A 24741-nucleotide genomic window follows, 5' to 3' on the forward strand; every position below is an offset into this window, starting at 1 on the left:
ATAGATAGAAGTTGTATTATATAGACCAAACTATGTTTTTGCTAGATGTATCATTTTTCTTGAGAGTTAAACCGTTGCGAAAAGTAGCTTTCCTTTATTGTAACAAAAAAACAAGCATATGAATTTTTATTTTTTAATCCTGATTGGTGTGGGCTAATAATCAGTGGAGATAGACAAAATACCCACTGATTAAAGTTTCACTTGATCGCTGTTAAAAGAATGGGTAGAAGTAGAGTTCATTATAAAAACAATGTATAGTGAATATGTATACCATGTTTGTCTTAAAGAGAGAACGGGCAAAATGTGGAATAACGATCGTGCATAGGATGTGTCTTCCGAATGGAACAACATATTGGCGAGTTAATCGCGCATTATGGGTATTTTGGAATTATTATAGCATTGGCTGGTGGGATTGTCGGATTACCGATACCAGACGAGTTTTTATTGACCTTTGTTGGTTATAATGTTTCAAAAGGCGTTATGTCAGGAACTGCTGCTTTTTCAAGTGGGATGGCGGGTGCGATGTTAGGTATTACATTAAGTTACATATTAGGTTTAAAACTCGGTCTGCCTGTTTTAAAAAAATATGGGCCGAAAGTTAGAATTAAAGAACATCACATTGAAAAAACACATGTTTTATTTGAAAAATACGGTCCATTTCTTTTAATGATTGGTTACTTTATACCAGGAGTACGTCATTTAACAGCATATTTTGCTGGGGTTTCGAATTTAACACTTTGGCGTTTTTGCTTGTACGCTTACGGTGGTGCGCTCATTTGGATAAGTGTTTTTATCGGACTTGGCTGGAAGTTAGGAGAGAAGTGGCGATTTGTCGAGTATAGTTTACATCATTATGGAATATGGATTTTAATCATTTCAGCAGTTGTTACATGCATTGTATGGTTTTACATAAAGAAAAAGAAAAACCGCTAATAGCGGTTTTTTTAGCTGAAAGCAATAAATAGTACACCAGCTGTAATAAAGACTACACCGATACCAGTCATAAAGTTTAACTTTTCACCGAGTATAATCATCGCAAGAATAATAGAAAACACTACACTTAATTTATCGATAGGGGCTACTTGAGAGACCTTTCCTGTTTTTAAGGCAAGAAAATAAAATAGCCATGACGAAGCACCTGCAACCCCACTTAATGTGATAAATAGCAGTGCTTTTTTATTTAGCAGTACGTCGCCGATATTTTGAAATTTACCTTGTATAATAATAACGCCTATCATAAATAATGCCATAATAATAGAACGAACTGTCGTAGCAACATTGGCATCGATTCCATCTAAACCAATCTTTCCAAAAATAGATACAAGGGCAGCAGCAATTGCTGATAATAGTGCGAATAATAGCCATGAGCTCATAGTAAAATTCCTCCAATCTTACATTATTATACATGAAAATCATTCTCATGTATTAATAACGAAATAATCCCCACCTTATATTTTTAATAAGGTGGGGATTATTATACTACTCTGCAATTTCCTCATATAAAAAGTAAGTTACATTATAAATATGTTCTACTTCATCGTCTGTCATAAACAATAATTCGTCACGCTCAATTCCTTTTTTCTTTTCAATAAACTCAATCATGTTTTTACGTTCTTCTCTTTTCATCAATTTTATTTCTCCTCTCAGTCTGTTTTAATACAGTTTATTTAAGTTACTGCTATTATATAACAGAATCTTTAGAAAGTTCCACCTATTTTATTGTTTTTTTCAGAAGAACTTTTCGACAAAACAAGCCCACCTAAGGGGGGCTTGTTTTATTTTATAGTCGTAAAAACTCGGGCTCCGTCGTACCTGCACCATCGATGTAATAAATTGTGTCAGGATTGATTTTTATTAATACGTAATTAGGGTCTTCAGGACCAAGTAACCAGCGTTTTAAGCTATTATTCCAAAACTTGTTTTTTAATGTTGAGTCTTCCTCGATTGAAGCTAAGCCTTCAACTTCTATATAATCTTCATCTAATTTTTTTCCTTCTCGTCCAAGCAGTACATGTACATTTGGATTGTTTTCGATATCTGTTATCTTTTTTGATTGTCGATCTGTTGCAACGTATAGTACAAAATCTTCATGGAAAAACATCATAAAAGCGCTGTGTGGCTTCTCATTACGTACAGTAGATAACACACCTGTTCTTTGTCCTTGAATAATCGTTGCAATTTTTTCTTTTAAGTGCATACTTTTAACCTCTTTTCATAATTTATAATTTTCTCCGTTTAAACAAGATAAATTAAATATCTTTCATACTGTTTTCTTCAATCTGATTTTTTAAACGTAATTGTGATGAAATCGGACAAGTTAGGAGAAGAATAATATTAATGATGAGGAGAAATACATACGATGGAAGGATGGAAAGCATGTTTAATAAAATATTTCTTATAGTAGCGCTTATAGGTGTACCACTTTCTGTACTCGGAAAAACAATGCATTGGCCTCAAACGATTATGTTTGCTGTATATTGCATTACAATTATCGCATTAGCGGGGTTTATGGGGAGAGCAACAGAAAGTTTGGCAATTGTTTCTGGACCTCGAATAGGTGGATTATTAAATGCAACTTTCGGTAATGCCGTTGAACTTATCATTTCAATTTTCGCACTTCAGGCAGGATTAATTGAAGTTGTGTTAGCTTCGTTAACGGGTTCTGTACTTGGAAATTTACTATTAGTAGGAGGGCTGTCCTTTTTTATAGGTGGATTAAAATATAAAAGACAAAGCTTTAATGTTTACGACGCAAGACATAATTCAGCTTTATTAATTTTTGCTGTTGTCGTAGCCTTTGTTATTCCAGAAATTTTTTCAATGAAGATGGATGCGGGAAAGACGTATCAATTAAGTATTGGCGTATCTATTATTATGATTATTATGTACCTTGCTGCATTGCTATTTAAGTTAGTTACGCACCGTGGTGTATATCAACATAAAAGTGACGAAGTAGCGCATGAAGAAGAGCCAGAGTGGTCGAAAGGTAAAGCACTCCTTATTTTAGCGATAGCGACGATTGCAGTAGCTTATGTGTCGGAGGCTCTCGTGCATACATTTGAGACGGTTGCGAAGTCATTTGGCTGGTCAGAGTTATTTATAGGGGTTATTATCGTTGCAATTGTTGGAAATGCAGCGGAACATGCATCTGCAATTATTATGGCTTATAAAAATAAAGTAAATATTGCAGTTGAAATTGCAGTAGGTTCTACATTACAAATTGCGATGTTTGTTGCTCCTGTATTAGTATTGCTTTCTATGTTTTTTGTACAAAGGATGCCTTTAGTGTTTACAATACCAGAACTTGTGTCCATGATTACAGCTGTTTTCTTAACGATTGCAATCTCCAATGATGGGGATACAAACTGGTTTGAAGGAGGCACTTTATTAGCTGCGTACGTCATTATGGGAATTGGTTTTTATTTATTATGAAAAATAGGCATAACAATTGTGCTCAGAGAAAACAATAAACAAAGTAGTATATATACCTTTATGTAGGAAGGAGCCAGACAGGTGAAACGAGTATACAGCATATGTCTTTCAGCCATGGTCTCGTTTATTTTATTATTTCCTAACAGTAGTTTTGCAAAGACAACGGTAGAAACAAAAATGCCTTCATCTGTTTTAAATATTTCAAAAGACAATACGTTTCCAAACGATGCGCAAGATTTGCCGCGCTTGCAGCCTAGTAAATTTGCTCAAGAACTATTGAAAACAGCAAATATTAAAATTGAAAATCCGGACTTAATTCGGATGTTTAATGAAACGACAATTTCAAATGCACCGCTTGCAGTAGGGTACCGCGCGAAAATTTATTTAGGTCAATGGGCTTTAAATTATGAATCGGTAGATACATCGATTAATTGGGAATATAAACAAGTGAATCGTAATGTGTACGATAATCGAGGAGGAGATCGCTTATATCCACTTCGTTATAAGCAAGAAACTCAAAAGACGATTGAAGGCGATTTAACAGCAGATATGAAAGATGCTACAGACGTGAAAAAAATGATGCTGCTAAAAGCGCTTGAAAAAGTACAGTTGCCACTTTCATTTAAAACGACCATTGGTTATGGTACAGGACATGAGCGTGTGTATAATATTAGTCCGAGTCAACTTGGATATTTATATGCTTATACGCCAGCAGTAAATGAAAAAGGAAAAGTAACGTTTGGAGAAGTGTACCTTGTTTTAAAAGGAAATCAAAAAAGACTTGTTGTAAAAAATGTTACCTCTCAAGGAATTGGAGCAGCTATTCCAATTCATGATCATTTGTTTTTTAAATTTATTTCCTCGTCGCATGCGCAATGAAATAAAAAAACGTCAGCCCATATAAGCTGACGTTTTTATTTATAACATAAGGTTTGATTTTTTTGATAAGAAATTTTCTGTTGGATAGTAGCTGTTCTTTACAAGAACATTCGGTCCAAGACATTTCACCGCAGGGCAATGACAGCTTAATGATTTTGCTGTTTTTGAAGCGCTCCATTTCTCATATGCTTCTTGTAATGTGTTTGTTTGTATGTTTCCTAGAAGCGGAACATCACCAAAGTCCGTCACAATAATATTTCCATCGAAAATGTTTACATTTAAACGAGAACGGCCATCTGGATCATTACGTACAGTTACATTTTTACTTTCATGTAATTTCTTAAATGTAGCTAAATCGCGTTCATCATCACTACATGCATAGAAAGGTAATGTTCCAAATAACATCCATACATTTTCGTCACGAATTTCTAATAAATGTTCAATAGCTTTTCGAATTTCGTCTTTTGTTAAAATTTCAAGTGTGCTAGCGAAGTCACTTGGATACATCGGATGCACTTCATGACGTTTACAACCCATTTCCTCAACGATTTGACGATGAATATGTTCAATGTGTGGTAGAGTTCTTTTGTTTAACATCGTTTCGGCTGATACGAGTACACCTGCATCGGATAGAGCTTTACTATTGGTAATCATTCGTTCGAATAATTTTGCACGTTGTTCATAAGTAGGTTTACGCTCCATCATTGCAAATCCGCCTTCAACGAAGTCATCAATTGTTCCCCAGTTATGAGAAATATGCAGCACATCTAAATAAGGAATAATTTGTTCGTAACGTGCTAAATCTATAGTTAAGTTTGAGTTGATTTGAGTGCGAACGCCTCGTTCATGAGCGTATTTTAAGAGTGGTGTTACATAGTTGTCGACGGATTTCTTTGAAAGCATAGGTTCTCCGCCAGTAATACTTAAAGAACGTAAATGAGGAATCTCATCTAATCGTTTTAATAAAAGCTCCATCGGAAGCGGATTTGGATCTTTCGGCTGTAATGTGTAACCAACAGCACAATGCTCGCAACGCATATTGCATAACGTTGTCGTTGTAAACTCAACGTTTGTTAATAGTAGTTTGCCGTACTCTTCAAGGTCCATATACGCTTCCCATGGATCGTAAGAAGGAGTAATCGGCTTCATTTTTTGTGATATCGTCATATGAAATACTCCTTTGACTATTGAAATAACAATTTGTCCATTCTCTATAATAGAAGAATATGTACTTTTTATAAAGTGAAACTTTTTAGCGGAAAAAGAGAGAGGGCTTACATTATAGCGGATAATCGTGACAAAATTGATGAAATTTCATGCCCATAGCAATCATTTTTGCGGTATAATAAAAGCAACTCGAATTAAAAGGAGAGTGCCTTCATGGGAAAAGCAATTCAAGATAAAGATACACAATTAGTATATTTAAAAGAGCGTTTAAATATGTTCATTGAAGTAATTGATACAATTGAACCTGAAGAAGTAGAGTTAGAAGATGTAGATCGTCTTCTTGCGATGTTAGATGAATTAGAATTAAAATGTGAGCAATTTAAAAAAGACGAATAATATATTAAAAAGGCTGCCAATACAAAATTGGTAGCCTTTTTCTGTACGGATAATAGAAGGAATATAGAAAAAAAGGTATAATCAAGTTGTGAAAAATCTCATTTATACTTTAATAGCATGAAATAAAGTGAAACTTTAATCAGTGGGGAAGTTTATTCCCCACTGATTATTAGCCTTCACCAATCGGGCGTTTACGGGCAGCAGGGCTCCAACCTAACTTCTTTGCTCTAGTCAAATTTCGAGGTGGGAGTGTTACTGCCCGTTCATGCGGGATAAATAAAGGGCTGAAGAGTATAACGATGGAATTTTCATCTCGTAACGTTTTGGTAGCGTTCACAATTGAGGGGGAAGTAACAATGGAAAAGCTTCAAGAAAGCATGTATCAACTAGTTGTTGAAACGTCAACGAACTTACCGAAAGATGTTCGTCGTGCGATTCAACAAGCGAAAGAGCGAGAAAACGCAGGGACTCGTTCAGCGATGGCACTTGGCACAATTACGAATAACATTAAAATGGCAGATGATAACATCTCGCCGATTTGCCAAGATACAGGGATGCCAACTTTTAAAATTTATACACCAGTTGGTGTGAATCAATTAAAACTGAAGGAAGCTATCTATAGTGCGCTTGAGCGGGCGACAAAAGATGGTAAACTTCGTCCCAACTCTGTTGATTCTCTTTTTGGAGACAATAGTGGAAACAATTTAGGACCAGGTACACCAGTTATTAAGTTTGAGCAATGGGAAAAAGATTATATTGATGCACGTTTAATTTTAAAGGGCGGCGGTTGTGAGAATAAAAATATTCAATATAGCTTACCGTGTGAATTAGAAGGACTTGGACGCGCAGGCCGTGATTTAGAAGGAATTCGTAAATGCCTTCTTCATGCTGTATATCAAGCACAAGGTCAAGGATGTAGTGCAGGTGTAATTGGTGTTGGTATCGGGGGAGACCGAACATCAGGTTACGAATTAGCGAAAAATCAATTATTCCGTACATTAGATGACATCAATCCTGTACCAGAGTTACAAAAACTTGAAGAATATGTATTAGAAAATGCGAATAAGCTTGGCATTGGTACGATGGGATTCGGCGGAGAAACAACTTTACTTGGTTGTAAAATTGGCGTATATAATCGCCTGCCAGCTAGCTTCTACGTATCTGTTGCGTATAATTGTTGGGCATATCGCCGCCTTGGTGTAAAAATCCATCCTGAAACAGGAGAAATTATGGATTGGCTATATCAAGAAGGCGACGATACACTGGAGCAAGAAGTGCAAGAAAAAACAGAGCAACGTGAAATTGTATTGCAAGCACCAATTACAGAAGAGCAAATTCGTGAACTTCGCGTTGGTGATGTTGTAACAATTAATGGCATGATGTATACAGGTCGTGATGCAATCCATAAACATTTAATGGATAACGATTGTCCAGTAGACTTAAATGGACAAGTTATTTATCACTGTGGTCCAGTTGTAGTGAAAGACGAGAATGACAATTGGCAAATTAAAGCAGCAGGACCAACGACAAGTATTCGTGAAGAGCCATACCAAGGGGATATTATGAAGAAATTTGGTATTCGTGCTGTAATTGGTAAAGGCGGCATGGGTGCAAAAACATTAGCAGCATTAGAAGAACACGGCGGCGTGTACTTAAACGCAATTGGTGGTGCGGCGCAATATTATGCGGAATGTATTAAAGAAGTGAAAGATGTTGATTTCTTACAATTTGGTATTCCAGAAGCAATGTGGCATTTACGCATTGAAGGTTTTAAAGCAGTTGTAACGATGGACTCTCATGGTAATAGTTTACATGCTGATGTTGATAAAACATCGCTTGAAAAATTAGCGAGCTTTAAAGAGCCAGTATTTAAGTAAACAAAAATGCACCTCGAATGATTCGAGGTGCATTTTTTTGGTATATATAGAAAAACATGTTCAGCATGAAAGAAAGCAGAGAAACAGAAACTACAGGTACGATTATATATGGAAAGGAGACTATTTATGAAATATAAATGGTTATATATAGGTCTCATTTTTTCAATTATGATGGCACTTGTTCCAGTTTCAACATTGGCTTATACAAACACTCCACATAACTGGGGAATTCCGCGTCCTAAAAATGAAATAGTACCAGATGCAGGGAAACTTTATACAGAATTGCTACAAAAAAATGGCGGATTTTATTTAGGGGATACGAAGAAAAAAGATATTTATTTAACATTTGATAATGGATATGAAAATGGTTATACAGGCCAGATTTTAGATGTATTAAAAGAGAAGAAGGTACCAGCCACTTTCTTTGTAACAGGGCATTATATTAAAACCCAAAAAGATTTGTTGTTACGAATGAAAAATGAAGGGCATATTATTGGGAATCATTCTTGGAGTCACCCAGATTTTACAGCAGTAAACGATGCAAAACTTCGTGAAGAATTAACGAGTGTAACAGAGGAAATAAAAAAAGTAACAGGGCAAAAAGAAGTGAAATATGTACGTCCTCCGCGCGGCGTATTTAGTGAAAGAACATTAGCTCTTACGAAAGAAATGGGCTACTATAATGTATTTTGGTCACTTGCATTTCTTGATTGGAAAGTGGATCAGCAAAGAGGGTGGCAATATGCGCATAACAATGTAATGACGATGATTCATCCAGGATCTGTTTTATTACTTCATGCAATATCAAAAGATAATGCAGAAGCACTTGCGAAAATCATTGATGATTTGCGCGAGAAAGGGTATCATTTTAAAAGTCTAGATGACTTAGTGAAAAGCAATCAACCGTAAGCATGTATGCTTGCGGTTTTCTCATGCTATAATGATGTGTAAAAAGGATGGGGAAACGTATGTGGAGCGAACATGTTACGTTAGAGTATCCGTATCATTTTGAAGAAGTATTAAAACGTTTATCTTTTGATCCTCTCAACGTCATTCAATTAGATGAGAAAGTCATTTATGTCCCGCTTTGTATAGACGAGGAACAGGTTGTTGTTCGCTTGCAAGGGATTGGTACTGTTCAAAATCCACAGTTTTGGATTTCTAGTCAGACAGGAGATCCGGAGAAAGTCATGAAACGAATGAGGGCCATTTTTCATTGGAATGAACCGTTTCAAGATATACAAAATCATTTTTTAAACACATCATTACGTCCACTATTTGAAACATATGCTTATACTCCAATTATTTTAGAATTTGATTATTTTGCTTGTCTTCTTCGCTGTATCATTCACCAACAAATAAATTTGAAATTTGCTACTGTGCTAACAGAACAATTTGTGAAACGGTATGGAACAGAGAAGAACGGTGTATTCTTTTTCCCTACTCCGGAAATAGTAGCAAATATTTCAATAGAAGAATTGAGAGAGCAGAAGTTTAGTCAGCGAAAGGCTGAATATATAGTAGGATTAGCAGAACGTATTGCCCGTGGTACATTAGATTTAGCGAGTATAGAAACTGGGACGGAAGAAGAAGTTTCAGCACAATTGTTGCCAATTAGGGGAATTGGTGCATGGACAGTGCAAAACTTTTTAATGTTTGGGCTTGGGCGGAAAAATATGTTTCCGAAAGCGGACATTGGGATTCAGCGTGCAGTGCAAGGTGTATTTCAATTAGATGATAAACCTGATGATGCATTTTTAGAAAACGTGAAACAAGAGTGTGAACCATACTGCAGTTATGCAGCGTTATATTTATGGAAAAGTATAGAGTAGAGGTGTAATCATGATACAAAAGCAACATGAGAGTAAGTTGGAAGTTGGTCAAACGTTTCCTGTGACAATTAAACGTCTTGGGATTAACGGAGAAGGCGTTGGTTATTTTAAGAGACAAGTTGTTTTCATTCCAGGGGCATTACCAGGAGAAGAAGTCGTTGCTGAGACAACGAAAATTCAGCGTGGCTTCGCTGAAGCGAAAGTGAAAAAGGTTCGTAAAGCTTCACCACATCGTGTGAAAGCGCCATGTCCAGTATATGAGGAGTGCGGTGGCTGTCAGCTACAACATTTAGATTATAAAGAACAATTAAATCAAAAACGTGATATCGTTGTACAAGCATTTGAGAAGTACATGAATAACACTTTGGAAGAGAAAATTCGTCCGACGCTTGGTATGGAAAATCCATGGCATTATCGTAATAAGAGTCAATTACAAGTGGGGCGTAAAGACGAGAAAGTTATTACAGGGTTATATAAACAAAACTCACATCAGTTAATTGATATTGCCCATTGTATGATTCAACATAAAGCAACGAATGAAGCGACAAAAGTTGTAAGACGTATATTAGAAAAACTAAATGTTTCTATTTACAATGAGAAAAAACAAAAAGGTTTAGTACGCACAATTGTAACACGTACTGCAGTTCAAACAGGGGAAGTACAAGTTACACTTATTACAACAAAAGAAGAACTGCCAAATAAAGAACAATTTATTGCAGAAGTACAAAAACAGATGCCAGCTGTTAAATCAATTATGCAAAACGTAAACTGGCGTAAAACATCTGTTATTTTTGGCGACAAAACATTTAAATTAGCTGGAAAAGAAGTAATTCAAGAAACACTTGGTGATTTATCATTTGAATTATCAGCACGTGCATTCTTCCAACTGAATCCAGAGCAAACGGTTGTTTTATATGATGAAGCGAAAAAAGCAGCTGCTTTAACAGGGAATGAGAAAATTGTAGATGCGTACTGTGGTGTTGGTACAATTGGTCTTTGGCTTGCGAATGATGCGGCGGAAGTACGTGGTATGGATGTAATTCCAGAAGCGATTGCAGATGCAAGAAAAAATGCGAAACGTCACGGATTTACAAACACGAAGTATGAAGCAGGTAAAGCTGAACAATGGTTACCAAAGTGGGTAAAAGAAGGATGGCGTCCAGATGTAATTGTTGTCGATCCACCACGTACAGGTTGCGATGATAAATTATTGGAAACAATTTTAAAAGTACAGCCGAAACGAGTTGTGTACGTATCTTGTAATCCTTCATCGTTAGCACGTGATGTGAATGCATTAATGAAGAGTTATGAAGTGGAATATGTGCAGCCAGTTGATATGTTCCCACATACAGCTCATGTAGAAAATGTAGTAAGACTTGTTAAAAAGTAAAGTTTATTCATATTCCCTCACGATATGAGGGAATATTTTCTATGAAGGAGAATACTATGCACAATTATAAATTAACGATTCAGTATGACGGTGCGCGTTATAAAGGGTGGCAACGTCTCGGTAATAATGATAATACGATTCAAGGGAAAATTGAGAGTGTCATATCTGAAATGGTCGGGAAAGAAATTGAAATTATCGGCTGTAGTAGAACGGATGCTGGTGTACACGCTTTGAATCAAGTGGCTAACTTTAAGAGTGATGAGAAGTTAGTGGAACATAAAGTGAAAAAGTATTTAAATCAATATTTACCAAATGATATTAGTATTACAAGTGTGGAAGAAGTGCCAGATCGTTTCCATGCTCGTTACAACTCTAAGGCGAAAACATATCTTTATAAGATTTGGAATGAAGAGCATACGAACCCATTCATGCGTAAACACAGCATGCACGTGAATAAAAAATTAAATGTGGAAAGCATGAAAAAAGCTGCGAAACATTTAGTTGGTTCACATGATTTTACTGCTTTTTCAAATGCAAAATCTAAGAAAAAGTCTATGGTTCGAGAAGTATATACGCTTGAGGTTTCTGAAGAGGCAGGATTTGTACAAATTAGAGTAAGTGGTAACGGCTTCCTTCATAATATGGTGCGAAAAATTGTTGGAGCATTAATTGAAGTTGGATTAGGACAATTAGATGCTGAAGCAATTCCGAACATTTTAGAGGAAAAACAGCGCAATCAAATTAATTGTCTTGCTGAGGCAAGTGGTTTGTATTTGGAGAGTATTGAGTTTTAATCAGTAAAAAATCGAGCTGTGTAGGCTCGATTTTTTTATGTTTTGCTGTTAAGAAGATTTCTCTTTCTTCATACGTATTTTCAAATTCCAAAAAGCAGCAAGCATAATAGCTGCAAAGGAGCCGAAAATTGTTCCTAATAGCTTTGCATAAGGAGAGCTGCTTACATCGGCATTAATGAATAACATCATACAGAGAATAGTAGGGAAAAAGTATAAGTATTGTATTAACTTTAATTTTTTATCATTACTCATATATATCGCCCCTTTCTAGCATGTTATATGTTTAGTTTAACATATTTTACCAATTTTTCTACGATTGGAGAAAGGTTCATTTCATATTTGTAAATGAAGTTTTTTAATTCGATATTGTAAGTTTTGTCTACTCAATCCTAAAAATTTTGCTGCTTGTGAGATATTACCATTATTCTCTTTAAGAATTTGAGTGATGTAGTTTTTTTCTATTTCTTCTATCGTGTGCTTTAAAGTTTTAGGTGTATCAGCATTGTAATTAGTTAGTGAAGGTTGCATATTGAATTCTTTTTTTATTCGTTCGCGAAAGTGAGTGGGTATATGAAACGCTGTAATGATATTTTCATCTTCTATTAAGTTCATTGAACCTTCAATTATATGTTCCAATTCTCGTACGTTTCCGGGCCAATCGTATACATAAAAGAATTCTCTTACATGTACATCTACATCCGTTACGCTGAGCCCGAATTGAATATTGTACTTTTCGATAAAGTGCTGAACAAGAGCTGGAATATCTTCTTTTCGTTCCCGTAAAGGTGGAAGACATAAAGTAACGACGCTTAATCGGTAATATAAATCTTCTCTTAACCGATTGTGTGCAATAGCTTCAAGAGGGTCTTCATTAATAGTTGCTATAATACGAACATCAATTTCTTTTTCTTGTGCGCCTCCGATTCTTCGTATTGTTTTTTCTTGTATAGCCCGTAGTAACTTAGCTTGAAGCGTTGGGCTTAATGAGTTGATTTCATCTAACAACAAAGTCCCACCATTTGCTTCTTCAAATAAACCAGATTTATCTATTGCTCCTGTAAAGGCACCTCGATTCGTACCAAATAATAAGCTTTCCATTAGGGTATCAGGTATAGCTGCACAATTTTGTGAAATAAACGGTTTTGTTGAACGCTGACTTTCATTATGTATACTTTGTGCAAATAGTTCTTTGCCAGTCCCTGTTTCTCCTACAAGAAGTATAGATGAGGATGTACGAATTACCCTCTTTCCTTCTGCAATGATTGATTGAATAGCTCCAGAATCACCAATTATGTGGTCAAAGGTGAATTTAGTATTTTGTTTTCGAGAAGGGCTCATTTTTATTGGTTGCTTTAAGTGACTAATCTCTTTTGAAATTTCAATAGCACCTTTAATTTTTCCATTTTCTATTATAGGGAAAGTATCGTTAATCGTCGTAATTTCTTGTCCTTTATTGTTAAAATACGTTTGTTTTATATTTTTTTTGTTTTTCCAAATTTTAATGCCTCTATAAGAGTACTATTTTTATTTTCTTCAAATGCAAATACCTCTAAGGGACTTTTATATAGCACATCTAAGCGGTTCATTGATTCAATTTCCATCATTTTGCGGTTATAGATAATCGTTTTACTTTCCTCATTAATAATATGAATCCCGATATCGAGTTCATTGAGTAAAGCTTCATATAGCGCATTCATTTCAATAATTTGTTTAAAATTAATTTCTTCTGTATGCATGTATCATCTTCTCCTCGTTTCACCCTATGAAGACTGACTTTTTATAATTTTATTAAAATTCTCATAAAATCGCAAAATTTTTTTGCTATTTTCTTTCAAAACTTTTTAAATGATAGAAAAATTTTGCGGTTATGTAGATTTTTTTGTACGAAATCTTAATTTTTATATAGATATTGAGGTTGGTACGTATCTTGCATAAATAATAATTGAAATCTTTAAATGAAAGGAGTGGATGAATTAGAACTTTTCATAGGGTATGCGACATTTCAGTGCAAATTAATTAAGAGGAGGAATTTATTAAGTGAAGACGGTTATAGAAGGCGTGTATAGTCCTTGTTACGGGAAAGTAGAGAAATTATTTGTTACTGAAAGTTCTTACGTATATGAGTGGGAGAAATTAGCGTTAATTGAAACGATAGATAAACAGAAAGTAGAAATTAAGGTAGGCATCAGTGGTTATATCGAATCTTTAGAAGTGGTAGAAGGACAAGCTATCGCTGATCAAAAACTATTAATAACAGTAAGGGATGACCTTTTAATAACAGGTAGTGATTAATATAAGTGATATGTATTTTGCACTTTTTAATAATTAATTTTACGATGAAGAGTTTTAAAAGCGCTTACAATTAATGGGTTTTAAAAAATGAAAAGGGGGGATTTATGTGATGGATCAAAGCCAAGGATTAAAAAGGGAATTGAAAAGTCGGCACATATTTATGATTGCACTCGGAGGGGTTATTGGTACGGGTCTTTTTTTAGGATCTGGTTATACAATTCATGAAGCTGGACCTGGAGGAGCGATTATAGCGTATCTTGTTGGCGGATTTGTTATGTATTTAACGATGCTCTGTCTAGGAGAGTTAGCGGTTGCAATGCCTGATGCAGGATCTTATCAAACGTATGCAACAAAGCACATTTCGCCTGCAGCGGGTTATGTAGTCGGCTGGATGTCGTGGCTAAACTGGTCTGCTACGATAGGCATTGAATTAATTGCAGTTAGTATTTTGATGAAACGCTGGTTTCCCGATGTACCGTCATGGATTTGGTGTGTAGTGTTCGCAGTACTGCTCTTTGCTATTAATGCGTTATCTTCAAGAAGTTTTGCGGAAGTTGAATTTTGGTTTGCAAGTATTAAAGTAATTACAATCATTGCATTTATTATTTTGGGCGGGGCAGCGATGTTCGGTTTTCTAGATATGAAAGGAAACGAACCAGCACCGATGTTTTCTAGTTTTACTGATTATGGAGGGTTGTTTCCAAATGGATTATCAGCAATTTTAATTACAATGATTGCAGTTAATTTTGCTTTCCAAGGAACAGAACTAGTTGGAATTGCAGCTGGTGAGAGTGAAAATCCAGAGAAAACGATCCCGAAGGCAATTAATAATACAGTTTGGCGCATACTCGTTTTCTTTGTACTATCTATTTTTATTCTTGCAGGACTATTTCCTTGGCAGCAAGCAGGCGTAATAGAAAGTCCATTTGTAGTCGTATTTGATAAAATTGGTATTCCTTATGCGGCTGATATTATAAATTTTGTTATTATTACAGCGGTATTATCGGTTGCGAATTCAGGATTATATGCAACTTCCCGTATGCTATGGTCTATGTCTAATCAAGGAATGATTAGCCCGATTTTTGGTAAGTTATCTAAAAACGGTGTTCCTATTTATGCGTTGATTGTAAGCACGATTGTAGGATGCCTCTCATTATTATCAGGTATTTATGCGGAAGATACAGTTTATTTATGGCTTCTTTCAATTGCAGGGTTCGGAGCAATATTAGTTTGGGCATCGATTGCTTTATCTAACTTATTAGCTAGAAGGACATACGTAAAGCAGGGCGGAGATATTAAGGATTTGAAATTTAAAACACCATTGTATCCATTTGTTCCACTTCTTGCGTTAGTATTAAATTTAACAGTAATTGTTGGCATGGCTTTTATTCCTGAACAAAGAATGGCTTTATATTGTGGTATTCCATTTATGATTGTTTGTTTACTGTTTTATCGCGCTACCAGAAATAAGAGAAGTAGCGTAGAACATATTGAAAAGACAAACACAACTGAATTAGAAAGTTTACCCCGCATTAACGGGCAGTAAAACTCCACTTCAAAATTCGGCTGGAGATAAACTGTCCGTAAACGCCCGATTGGTGAAGGCTAACAATCAGTGGGGGATGAACCTCCCCACTGATTATAGTTTCACTTTATAATAGTGAGTCATTTAGAGACTGTAAAATTGTAAACAGTCTCTTTTTTTGTGAAAATAAAGCTGGAAACATACTACGTATGCAAAGGGGAATTAGCGATGAATCCAGAAATTTCGCAGTTGTTAAAACAAATAGATTCAAGGAAAGAGGAATTGCTCGAACTTACAAAAACATTAATTCGTTTTGAAACACCAGCGCCACCAGCGAGAAATACAAATGAAGCACAAGAATTTGTTGCAGATTTTCTAAGAAAACGAAATTTTAGTATTGATAAATGGGATGTATATCCGAATGACCCGAACGTTGTTGGTGTAAAAAAAGGGACGGAAAGCGGGACATATAAAAGTCTTATTATTAATGGACATATGGATGTAGCTGAAGTGTCGATAGATGAGGCATGGGAAACAAATCCGTTTGAGCCGTTTATAAAAGACGACTGGTTAGTTGGAAGAGGCGCGGCAGATATGAAAGGTGGATTAGCTGGATCCTTATTTGCTATTCAGCTTTTAGAAGAAGCGGGAATTGAATTGCCGGGTGATCTAATATTTCAATCAGTAATTGGAGAAGAAGTAGGAGAAGCAGGAACACTTCAATGTTGTAAACGTGGTTATGATGCTGATTTTGCAGTCGTAGTGGATACGAGCAATTTACATATGCAAGGACAGGGGGGCGTAATTACTGGATGGATTACTGTGAAAAGCCCGCGAACGTTTCATGATGCAACACGTAGACAAATGATTCATGCCGGAGGACGTCTATTTGGAGCGAGTGCAATTGAAAAAATGATGAAAATTGTGCAAAGCTTACAAGAACTGGAGCGCCACTGGGCAGTCATGAAAACGTATGAAGGCTATCCATCGGGAACAACAACAATTAATCCAGCTGTTATTGAAGGTGGCCGGCATGCAGCGTTTATTGCTGATGAGTGCCGATTGTGGATAACAGTACACTTCTATCCAAACGAAACGCATGAACAAATAATAGAAGAAATAGAAGCGTATATAAGAAAAGTAGCAGCTGCTGATCCATGGTTAAGTGAAAATCCACCGCAATTTAAGTGGGGCGGAGAGTCGATGATTGTGGATCGTGGTGAAATTTTTCCTTCTTTAGAAGTAGATAGTGAACATGTAGCTGTAAAAACTCTTAGTGCGGTACATGAATCTATTTTATCTAAAAATGCAATTTTAGATATGTCTGCAACAGTAACGGATGGTGGGTGGTTTAGTGAATTTCATATCCCCGCCATTATTTATGGGCCAGGTACACTAGAAGAGGCCCATTCTGTAAATGAGAAAGTTGAAGTTGAACAGTTAATTGAATTTACAAAAGTAATAACGGCGTTCATATATGAATGGTGTCATACGAAAAAATAGATTTGTATATTGAAATCGTACGGGTCTGCAACTTGTACGATTTTTTAGTGAACTATTTCAGAGTTGAACTTAAACAACAACTGAAATAGTTTTTTATCCCGCTATTCGCCGGGCAGTAAGCCCCCCACCTCAAAATTCAGGGAAAGCAAAGAAGTTAGGTGGGAGATCAACGGCCCATAAAAACCCGATTGGTGAAGGCTAATAATCAGTGGGGGATGAACAAAACCCCTACTGATTAAAGTTTTACTTTATTTTTCTATGTCTTTCGTTTTAGTTCAATTAATTTCTCTTTTGCTAATTCAACAGCAATTGCATCATCTAAATAGCCAATTGGAAAGAGATAGTCGGGGATAATGTCTGTCGATAAAATGAAATACAGTAATGCACCCCCAAGAATTGCACGTTCTTCTTTTGAAATGGTTTCATTACAAAATTGTTGATACATATCTGTTAATTGTTCAATGAAAGGGCCTGCACTATCAATCTGTTCTAACTTGCTTGAAAAACTTTCATGAATACGTTTTTCACCTTCTGTTGTTTGAGCATAGCGTTCATAAGTTTCAAGTTCTTGTTTTACGCGAGTTGTTGTGTAATCGAAGTCGAATAAGTTAGAGGATTGTAAAGTTTGCTGAATTGTATCAAGAGATGTATACATATCCGTCTTTTCTTTATTTATGTGAGGAGAATTAGGATACATTTCATCAAATAACAATTGAGGCGGAACTTGCAGACATTCTGCAAATTTTTGTAGATGTTTTTGTTTTGGTTGTTGTTTACCATTCATAATTCTTGAGATTGTTGCTGGATCAATATTTGTAAGTATTCCTAGTTGGCGCATGGATAAGGCACGTTCTTTTAAAAGCTTTTTGATTAATTTACCAAGACGATCGTTTGGGTTTTCTTTAGGCATAGTGAAGGCACCCCTTTTTATTGTTGAAAAAATGTTGAGCATTTATTACAAGTATATGAAACAGACAGGCACAGTTGCTCAACATTTTCATAATATGCATTGAGAAGTGAGAAAAAGAGGTGACTGTTTATGAGTACGGCAGGTATATTTTCAATTCTTTTAATCGGAATTGCTTCTAATTTAGATAATGCAGGTGTTGGGATTGCATATGGCATTCGTAAAATTCGTATTTCGTGGTTTAACAATTTTATCATCGCATTTTTTGGTTTTTTATTTACTTTATTAGCTGGTTTTTTGGGGAATTGGATCGCATTATTTATTTCAGAGTTTACAGCAAACCTGATTGGAGCAATTGTTTTAGGGATAATCGGAGTGTTTATTTTATGTCAGCCTTTCTTGAGTAAAAAGGACACCATAGAATCTAAAGATGGTAGTGTACTTTTGGGGATTTTACGTGATCCAGAAAAAGCAGATTTTGATGGATCGAAAACAATTAGTTTTTCTGAGGCTCTTGTTTTAGGGGTGGCATTATCTATTAATAATATTGCAGGTGGGTTTGATGCTGGAGTAACAAATTTGAATCTGTGGCTTACGGCATGTATTTCTGGGGTGTTTAGTTTCATTTGTATTAGTGGCTTTTCATATATAGGAAAACGATTTTTAGCGGAATACTTAGGGAAATGGGCGACGGTAATTGCAGGCGTATTATTAATTCTTATTGGGATAGATCAGTTGTTGTAAACATAGAAAGGCAATGTTCGAGCATTTCCTCGGAAATACTTGAATAAATTTCATATATCGACATCGGATATTTATTTCTTAATAAACATAAGAAGCACCTACAAAGGTGCTTCTTAGCGTATATCTTCAATTAATTGTTCCGATTCCTCGTGCATACTATATTCACTTAAAACTTGGATACAAAGCCATTTTAGTTCCTCAATACTATGCTCAAGTTCTTCAGGGAGTACATGATGAATATCTTCGAGTCCCATTCCGAAATGTATAAGCTCTAGTACTTGATCATCGATGTTTCGATCCATTAATAGTTCAAGTACTTCTAAATTGAATATGTATCGGTGAGCTTCGTCGAGTGAAACAACTTTTAGCTTTAAGCTTTCTACAATACTCAATATAAAAAGAACAATTGTTTTTTCAAGAACAGGTTGTTTCGCCATTTGAAATATTAGTTTCATCTTTTACACCTCCACATATAGCGCTAGGTTGTACTATACTATTCAGGAGGGGGGAGCAAATATGCATAATAAAGAGAAACTTTCAGTACTGTTTTTGTAAGGATATTGATGACCAGTAACAATGAATTTTCCGTAAAAAAATCCTGCTATATTAGCAGGATACCGCCCAATTAAAAAATGCTCCAACCTTCTTGAGCAGAAAGAAGTTCAAGAATTTTAAAACCAGCGATACTATTTCCGTTTGCATCTAAAGCTGGCCCGAAAATGCCGATACCCATCTCGCCTTTTACGCAACCGAAAATACCACCAGCTACACCGCTTTTTGCAGGGATACCAACACGAATTGCAAATTCACCAGATTCGTTATACATACCGCATGTAACCATAAATGTTTTACAGATTTTCGTAATATGTTTAGGGATAATTTGTTTTTTCTTATATGGATCATATCCGTCCATTGCAAAAATTAAACCAATACGTGCTAAATCAATACAGTTTACTTCAACTGCACATTGACGAGTGTATAAATCCATAAGTTCCTCAATATCACAATCGATAATTCCATTTTGTTTCATATAGTAACAAAGTGAACGATTTAAGTAAGCCGTCTCTAATTCTGAATTGGCAACTTTAGAAGAATAATTAATAGTAGGATTATCTGTTATTTCCCGTACAAAATGAAGGATACGCTCCATTTTTTCTTCGTTATCTTGTCCTGCTAACATGCTTGTGATAGCTAATGCTCCCGCATTAATCATTGGATTAAGAGGTTTAGATGGGCTTGTCGTTTCTAACTTAATAATAGAATTGAATGGGTCACCAGTTGGTTCCATTCCAACTTTAGAAAATACATATTCTTCACCGCGATCTAAAAGTGCAAGTGCAAGTGTAATTACTTTGGAAATACTTTGAAGAGTAAATAATGTCTGTGAGTTACCAGCATGGATATATTCTGTTTCTTTATGGAAAATGGCAATCCCTAAATCGTCTGGATTTGCATTTCCTAGTTCGGGGATATAAGTAGCAAGTTTTCCTTTTTTCGTATATGGTTTTACTTGTTCTAACAACTGTTGTAAGTTGTTTGTTTCAATGCACTGCATAGTACCACCGCTCCTATTTCGAATTAACTAAGTTTACTTTTCCCGATATGCTCGGAAATAAATAATAACATGAAAAAGTGGAATGATAAAACGAAAGTTACATGTTCTATAGTGGGTCTTTAGTTTAGATTATTCTGTAATAAAAGAGGAGAATTCCCCTTTTATATAACAGTTTGGAAATAGAAAACTTATCCATAAAAAGTTCGGAAATAAAAACTACACATCTATACAACTATATGTTATTATGGTTATGTAAATAGAAAGCGTTTTCTAAAGCGTACTTATAATGATAACGATTTCATAAATTTGATAGGGGGAATTAAAATGTTGCAGTTTTTACAACGTATTGGTAAAGCGCTAATGCTTCCAATTGCCGTACTACCAGCAGCAGGATTATTGCTTCGTTTAGGGCAACCAGATGTATTTGATATTCCTGTTATGGCACAGGCCGGCGCAGCGGTTTTTGATAATTTAGCACTTATTTTTGCAATTGGTATTGCAATCGGTCTTTCAGTTGATGGTAGTGGTGCAGCAGGTCTTGCAGGTGCAATTGGTTATCTGGTTATGAAAAACAGTATTGATGCACTTAGTAAGGGATATTCTACTGTAGAATTACAAGATAAATTAGGTAAAGTTCAAGATTTAATAGGTAATAGCGCAAATATAGATCCATCTAAGCTGGCAGATACAATGACACAAGTATCTAAGGCCGCCGAATTATCGACTAAAGTGGATATGAAAGTTTTAGGTGGTATTATTGTCGGCGTTATAGCAGGATTCCTTTATAATAAATTCCATAAGATTAAACTTCCAGAATGGTTAGGTTTCTTTGCTGGAAAACGTTTCGTTCCGATTGTTACATCGGTTGTGATGCTAATATTAGGAATTCTATTCGCACAAATTTGGCCAGCAATTCAAAATGGCATCGATGCATTGGCTCATGGAATTGTTAATTTAGGTGCAGTTGGTTCAGGTCTATTTGGTTTATTAAACCGTCTATTAATTCCAATTGGCTTACACCATGTAATGAACACATACTTCTGGTTCGTATTTGGTGACTTTACAAATGCAGCAGGTAACGTTGTAAATGGTGATATTGCTCGCTTCCTTGCAGGGGATAAAACAGCAGGTATGTTTATGACTGGTTTCTTCCCAGTTATGATGTTCGGTTTACCAGCAGCATGTTTCGCAATGATTGCAGCTGCTAAACCAGAAAAACGTAAAATGGTTACAGGTATGTTAGGTGGCCTAGCATTGACTTCATTCTTAACTGGTATTACAGAACCGATTGAATTCTCATTCATGTTCCTATCACCAGTATTATATGGTATTCATGCCGTGTTAACAGGTATTTCTTTATTCGTAACAACATCACTTGGCATTCACGATGGTTTCACATTTAGTGCCGGTGCAATTGATTACTTCTTAAACTTTGGTATTGCAACGAAACCAGTATTGCTAGCGGGAATCGGTTTAATTTACGCAGTAATTTACTTTGTAGTATTCTACTTCTTAATTAAGAAGTTTGACTTGAAAACTCCTGGTCGTGAAGATGACGATGAGTTAGTTGAAGAGGGTGATGCACCAGTTGCAGGTTCAATTGGTGAAACTTACGTAGCAGCTTTAGGTGGAAAAGACAACTTAACAGTTATTGATAACTGTGCAACACGTCTACGCTTACAAGTGAAAGATGCTAGTCAAGTAAACGAAGCTGCATTAAAACGTGCGGGTGCGAAAGGTGTTATGAAATTAAGTAACACAAGTGTACAAGTTATCGTAGGTACAAATGTTGAATCTGTTGCCGATGATATGAAAAAACACGTATAAATAATTAAATAAGAGGATATCCAAAAAGACTGATAATATCAGTTTTTAGAGGATATCCTCTTTTTTTATGTTAAAAATTTAACGGGAATCTTACTTTTGTAAATTTTCTTTTTCTTTTTTGTACATATAGGTTGGTTATATGTACAGTGCGTGATAAAGTAGTGATGTTATAGAATAGATTATCCAAAATATAGGTGGAAATTAAAAGTAAATTATCGGTAAATAAGGGGAAAAAGGCAATCATGGATCAGGAAAAAAATAATGCAAATGGGAAAGCACGTCGGCCGATTGTATACATAAAAAGAACAATCATTCTCGTCTTACTATTATCACTTGTATATTTCATGTATACAAAAATTGTTGCGCTTAATAAGAAAGAGGAAACTTTAAAAGCGGCAGCAGAAATGAAAAAACAAGAAGAGCTAAAAAAGAAAGAAGAAGAAAAAAAGAAGCAAGAAGCACAAAAACAAAAAGAGCAGGAAGAACAAGTGAAGCAAGCGCAAGCTGTGGAGAAGCCTGCTGAGGGACCACCTCAAGAAATTAATGAAAATGCTCAATTGGATCAATATTTACAGAGCATGGGATTTAGTGGAACAGCTGTTATTGTGAAGAATGGGAAAGTTCTTGTGAATAAAGGATACGGCATGGCTAATAAAGAGAATCAAGTGCCGAATAATTCAGAGACGACCTTTTATATTGGTTCTATTTCAAAAGCGTTTGTAGCGACTGCTATTATGCAATTAAAAGATCAAAATAAGTTACAAGTAGAGGATACAGTTACAAAGTATATTCCAGACTTTCCTCAAGGTAATAGCATACAGTTAAAACATCTATTAACACATACATCAGGAATTCCAGAGTATGAGCAGGGGACAGAGGATATTTCTCATGAAGAATTGATCAAACGAATAGGAAAGCAAAAGCGTATTGGGAGTCCGGGAGAGAAATGGAAGTATTCTGATTCAAACTATTCTATACTTGCTTACATTGCTGAGAAGGTAAGTGGACAGTCGCTCGAAGAATATATAAAACAGCATATTTTTGCGACCGCGGGTATGAAACATTCTGGTTTTGGAACAGCGTTGGAACAAACAAGATTCCCATCAACGGGTTATAAAATAGTGAATAACAATATGACAACACCTAATATTCCGAGCATGTCACAACTATATGGTTGTGGTGATATATATACGAGCGCACATGATTTATATTTATTTAATGAAGCACTCTTCTCTGGAAAATTAATTTCAAAAGAGAGTTATAATCAAATGTTTACTGCTGTGAAAAAAGATTACGGATTTGGCTGGTATGTAGATCCAGGAAGCTATTCAAATCATGGTGTAATGCCAGGTTGGAATTGTTTAAATGGTTTTAGTAAAAATGGTAGTGTATATGTTGTTTTATTATCTAACATTCAAAATAACATTAAATCATTTGGTAAAGTGAATAACGATATTTATACGATGTTACGAAATATTGAAGTGTAAATGACTGTCTTTTTTGGATAGTCTTTTTTTCTTGAGGAAGTGTATGTGCAATGGGATAATGAAATAAAGTGAAACTTTAATCAGTGGGGGTTTTCTTCATCCCCCACTGATTATTAGCCTTCACCAATCGGGCTTTTACGGGCAGTCGATCACCCACCTAACTTCTTTGCTTTCGCCGAATTTTGAAGTGTGGGTCTTACTGCCCGGCAAATAGCGGGATAAATGGAAAAGGGGACGTGATATGAGTATACATAAGCATCACGCACGTAATGCGAAACGTATTTTTTTTGTATCTGTCATTGTATGGATTATCGTTGCAATTGGATTAGTGATGGAATATAAAAAAGGGATGCTATTCACTTCAGAGAAAGACAATCTGCAATTAATAGGTATTTTACTACCAGCAATTGGATTATTAATATATAGCTTTATAGAAAAACGAAGATCAAAAATACTTAAACAGGAAAATTATAATATAGAGACTTCTGAATTACTTGAGCAACAAAAATTTGTTGTTCGGAAAGAGGTAGGGATATTTCAAGTAATAACGTACTTTGGATTAGAAGGAAATACAGTAGGTTTTTTAAAAGAAGAGTATGATTTTGTTATTCAAAGTGTATGGCAAGCTGTACTCTCTTTTCTTTTTAAGGGACTACATAAGCAACAATTTTATTTATATAATCACTCAGGAGAAAGATTGTTGCGTGTTCAAAAGAATATGGGAGTACGCAACTTCTATATTTTTTCGAATATGGATGGAAAGAAAATTGGGGAGTTGAAACAAGTACTAAGTTTAACAAAATGGGAATGAATCTTTTTAGGGGTGGATGGTAAAGAATTTGGTAAAGTGACTGGGGACCTTTCAGCAACAAGGCAGAAAATAGACTGGCGAGATGGCACGCATATTGATGTGAAAGAAGATGGTATTCCGTTAGAAGCTGTTAAGTATTTTTCGGCAAGCGGTGGTTCTCTTGTTACAGCTTCTATCAGTGAACAGGCAGAATTACCACGAGCGGTTTATTACAGTACAGCTGCCATTGTTACAATTAAAAATTAAAATACTTATAAAGATAGATGGGATACCGTCTATCTTTTTTATTTAGTTAAAAATTCTTGTTTCTTTGAAAAATGTAT

General features: G+C 35.5%; 23 protein-coding genes and 3 pseudogenes. 17 read left to right on the top strand and 9 right to left on the bottom strand.

Translation table 11 applies throughout. The features are described from left to right. The first annotated feature begins 339 nt into the window (after window positions 1-339). The gene (locus tag BTOYO_RS15790) at window positions 340-933 is read left to right on the top strand and encodes a DedA family protein (protein ID WP_000434869.1); all 594 of its coding nucleotides are present in this window, start codon (window positions 340-342) and stop codon (window positions 931-933) included. A gap of 11 nt (window positions 934-944) precedes the next feature. Here BTOYO_RS15790 and BTOYO_RS15795 read toward each other — a convergent pair whose 3' ends face one another. The 3 genes from BTOYO_RS15795 to BTOYO_RS15805 form a co-directional block, all read right to left on the bottom strand. Further along, window positions 945-1373: an EamA family transporter gene (locus BTOYO_RS15795; RefSeq protein WP_000100302.1), complete on the bottom strand. Its 429-nt coding sequence runs from the start codon at window positions 1371-1373 to the stop codon at window positions 945-947. 106 nt (window positions 1374-1479) lie between these two features. Continuing rightward, window positions 1480-1626: a BH0509 family protein gene (locus BTOYO_RS15800; protein WP_000817786.1), complete on the bottom strand. Its 147-nt coding sequence runs from the start codon at window positions 1624-1626 to the stop codon at window positions 1480-1482. A gap of 154 nt (window positions 1627-1780) precedes the next feature. Further along, window positions 1781-2197: a pyridoxamine 5'-phosphate oxidase family protein gene (locus BTOYO_RS15805; RefSeq protein ID WP_000550219.1), complete on the bottom strand. Its 417-nt coding sequence runs from the start codon at window positions 2195-2197 to the stop codon at window positions 1781-1783. A 179-nt stretch (window positions 2198-2376) separates the two neighbouring features. Between BTOYO_RS15805 and cax the strand changes: the two genes are divergently transcribed. Continuing rightward, a complete protein-coding gene (gene cax, locus BTOYO_RS15810) occupies window positions 2377-3432 on the top strand; it encodes a calcium/proton exchanger (RefSeq protein ID WP_002093843.1) in 1056 nt (351 codons plus the stop codon). Window positions 3433-3513: 81 nt separating this feature from the next. After that, on the top strand, window positions 3514-4311 hold the full coding sequence (locus BTOYO_RS15815) for a YfkD famly protein (RefSeq protein WP_002093842.1): 798 nt from the start codon (window positions 3514-3516) through the stop codon (window positions 4309-4311). A 39-nt stretch (window positions 4312-4350) separates the two neighbouring features. On the opposite strand, the gene yfkAB is transcribed toward BTOYO_RS15815, so the two are convergent. Then, window positions 4351-5478 carry a radical SAM/CxCxxxxC motif protein YfkAB gene (gene yfkAB / locus BTOYO_RS15820; protein WP_000156032.1) on the bottom strand — a complete coding sequence of 376 codons (1128 nt, stop codon included), beginning with the start codon at window positions 5476-5478 and terminating at the stop codon, window positions 4351-4353. A gap of 213 nt (window positions 5479-5691) precedes the next feature. Between yfkAB and BTOYO_RS15825 the strand changes: the two genes are divergently transcribed. The 6 genes from BTOYO_RS15825 to truA all read left to right on the top strand — a co-directional run bounded on the left by BTOYO_RS15825 (window position 5692) and on the right by truA (window position 11767). Beyond that, window positions 5692-5874, top strand: coding sequence for an SE1561 family protein (locus tag BTOYO_RS15825; protein ID WP_000513558.1), 183 nt, complete (start codon window positions 5692-5694; stop codon window positions 5872-5874). Window positions 5875-6230: 356 nt separating this feature from the next. Then, window positions 6231-7751 carry a class I fumarate hydratase gene (gene fumA, locus BTOYO_RS15830; protein ID WP_000413539.1) on the top strand — a complete coding sequence of 507 codons (1521 nt, stop codon included), beginning with the start codon at window positions 6231-6233 and terminating at the stop codon, window positions 7749-7751. Window positions 7752-7877: 126 nt separating this feature from the next. Beyond that, on the top strand, window positions 7878-8660 hold the full coding sequence (pdaA, locus tag BTOYO_RS15835) for a delta-lactam-biosynthetic de-N-acetylase (RefSeq protein ID WP_000875966.1): 783 nt from the start codon (window positions 7878-7880) through the stop codon (window positions 8658-8660). Window positions 8661-8719: 59 nt separating this feature from the next. Further along, entirely contained in the window at window positions 8720-9583 is an 864-nt protein-coding gene (locus BTOYO_RS15840) for a DNA-3-methyladenine glycosylase family protein (RefSeq protein WP_000269448.1), read from the top strand. A 10-nt stretch (window positions 9584-9593) separates the two neighbouring features. Beyond that, window positions 9594-10973 (top strand): 23S rRNA (uracil(1939)-C(5))-methyltransferase RlmD, encoded by a 1380-nt coding sequence (rlmD, locus tag BTOYO_RS15845; protein ID WP_000615220.1) that lies wholly within the window; start codon window positions 9594-9596, stop codon window positions 10971-10973. Window positions 10974-11029: 56 nt separating this feature from the next. After that, window positions 11030-11767 carry a tRNA pseudouridine(38-40) synthase TruA gene (gene truA, locus BTOYO_RS15850; RefSeq protein WP_000553128.1) on the top strand — a complete coding sequence of 246 codons (738 nt, stop codon included), beginning with the start codon at window positions 11030-11032 and terminating at the stop codon, window positions 11765-11767. A 48-nt stretch (window positions 11768-11815) separates the two neighbouring features. Here the strand turns inward: truA and BTOYO_RS15855 are convergent, their stop codons facing one another. Then, entirely contained in the window at window positions 11816-12019 is a 204-nt protein-coding gene (locus tag BTOYO_RS15855; RefSeq protein WP_000063850.1) for a hypothetical protein, read from the bottom strand. Between the two features lie 81 nt (window positions 12020-12100). Beyond that, window positions 12101-13503, bottom strand: a pseudogene (locus tag BTOYO_RS15860) (sigma-54 interaction domain-containing protein). 301 nt (window positions 13504-13804) lie between these two features. On the opposite strand from BTOYO_RS15860, the gene BTOYO_RS15865 reads away from it, so the two are divergent. From BTOYO_RS15865 to BTOYO_RS15875, 3 genes are all read left to right on the top strand, one after another. Then, on the top strand, window positions 13805-14059 hold the full coding sequence (locus BTOYO_RS15865) for a biotin/lipoyl attachment domain-containing protein (RefSeq protein ID WP_000859494.1): 255 nt from the start codon (window positions 13805-13807) through the stop codon (window positions 14057-14059). A gap of 106 nt (window positions 14060-14165) precedes the next feature. Then, on the top strand, window positions 14166-15605 hold the full coding sequence (locus tag BTOYO_RS15870; RefSeq protein WP_000969264.1) for an amino acid permease: 1440 nt from the start codon (window positions 14166-14168) through the stop codon (window positions 15603-15605). A gap of 159 nt (window positions 15606-15764) precedes the next feature. Next, entirely contained in the window at window positions 15765-17087 is a 1323-nt protein-coding gene (locus tag BTOYO_RS15875) for an acetylornithine deacetylase (RefSeq protein WP_002037899.1), read from the top strand. Between the two features lie 256 nt (window positions 17088-17343). Here the strand turns inward: BTOYO_RS15875 and BTOYO_RS15880 are convergent, their stop codons facing one another. Beyond that, window positions 17344-17997 carry a DUF1232 domain-containing protein gene (locus BTOYO_RS15880; RefSeq protein WP_001123713.1) on the bottom strand — a complete coding sequence of 218 codons (654 nt, stop codon included), beginning with the start codon at window positions 17995-17997 and terminating at the stop codon, window positions 17344-17346. A 129-nt stretch (window positions 17998-18126) separates the two neighbouring features. Between BTOYO_RS15880 and ytaF the strand changes: the two genes are divergently transcribed. Further along, the gene (ytaF, locus tag BTOYO_RS15885) at window positions 18127-18738 is read left to right on the top strand and encodes a sporulation membrane protein YtaF (RefSeq protein ID WP_000100716.1); all 612 of its coding nucleotides are present in this window, start codon (window positions 18127-18129) and stop codon (window positions 18736-18738) included. 113 nt (window positions 18739-18851) lie between these two features. Here ytaF and BTOYO_RS15890 read toward each other — a convergent pair whose 3' ends face one another. Then, a complete protein-coding gene (locus tag BTOYO_RS15890; protein ID WP_000766598.1) occupies window positions 18852-19193 on the bottom strand; it encodes a DUF3969 family protein in 342 nt (113 codons plus the stop codon). 170 nt (window positions 19194-19363) lie between these two features. Then, window positions 19364-20293: a glutaminase A gene (gene glsA / locus BTOYO_RS15895; RefSeq protein WP_001149858.1), complete on the bottom strand. Its 930-nt coding sequence runs from the start codon at window positions 20291-20293 to the stop codon at window positions 19364-19366. A 69-nt stretch (window positions 20294-20362) separates the two neighbouring features. Here glsA and BTOYO_RS28240 point away from each other — a divergent pair. The 4 genes and pseudogenes from BTOYO_RS28240 (at window position 20363) to BTOYO_RS27735 (ending at window position 24664) form a co-directional block, all read left to right on the top strand. Then, window positions 20363-20476, top strand: a pseudogene (locus BTOYO_RS28240) (transcriptional regulator). 141 nt (window positions 20477-20617) lie between these two features. Continuing rightward, window positions 20618-22120 (top strand): N-acetylglucosamine-specific PTS transporter subunit IIBC, encoded by a 1503-nt coding sequence (nagE, locus tag BTOYO_RS15900; protein ID WP_000938904.1) that lies wholly within the window; start codon window positions 20618-20620, stop codon window positions 22118-22120. A gap of 242 nt (window positions 22121-22362) precedes the next feature. Continuing rightward, complete coding sequence (locus tag BTOYO_RS15905) at window positions 22363-23607, top strand: serine hydrolase domain-containing protein (RefSeq protein ID WP_000371825.1); 1245 nt, start codon at window positions 22363-22365, stop codon at window positions 23605-23607. A 241-nt stretch (window positions 23608-23848) separates the two neighbouring features. After that, window positions 23849-24664 (top strand): annotated as a pseudogene (locus tag BTOYO_RS27735) (sugar ABC transporter ATP-binding protein). The last annotated feature ends 77 nt before the right edge of the window (window positions 24665-24741 follow it).

It is taken from the genome of Bacillus toyonensis BCT-7112 (assembly GCF_000496285.1).
GTDB lineage: Bacteria > Bacillota > Bacilli > Bacillales > Bacillaceae_G > Bacillus_A > Bacillus_A toyonensis.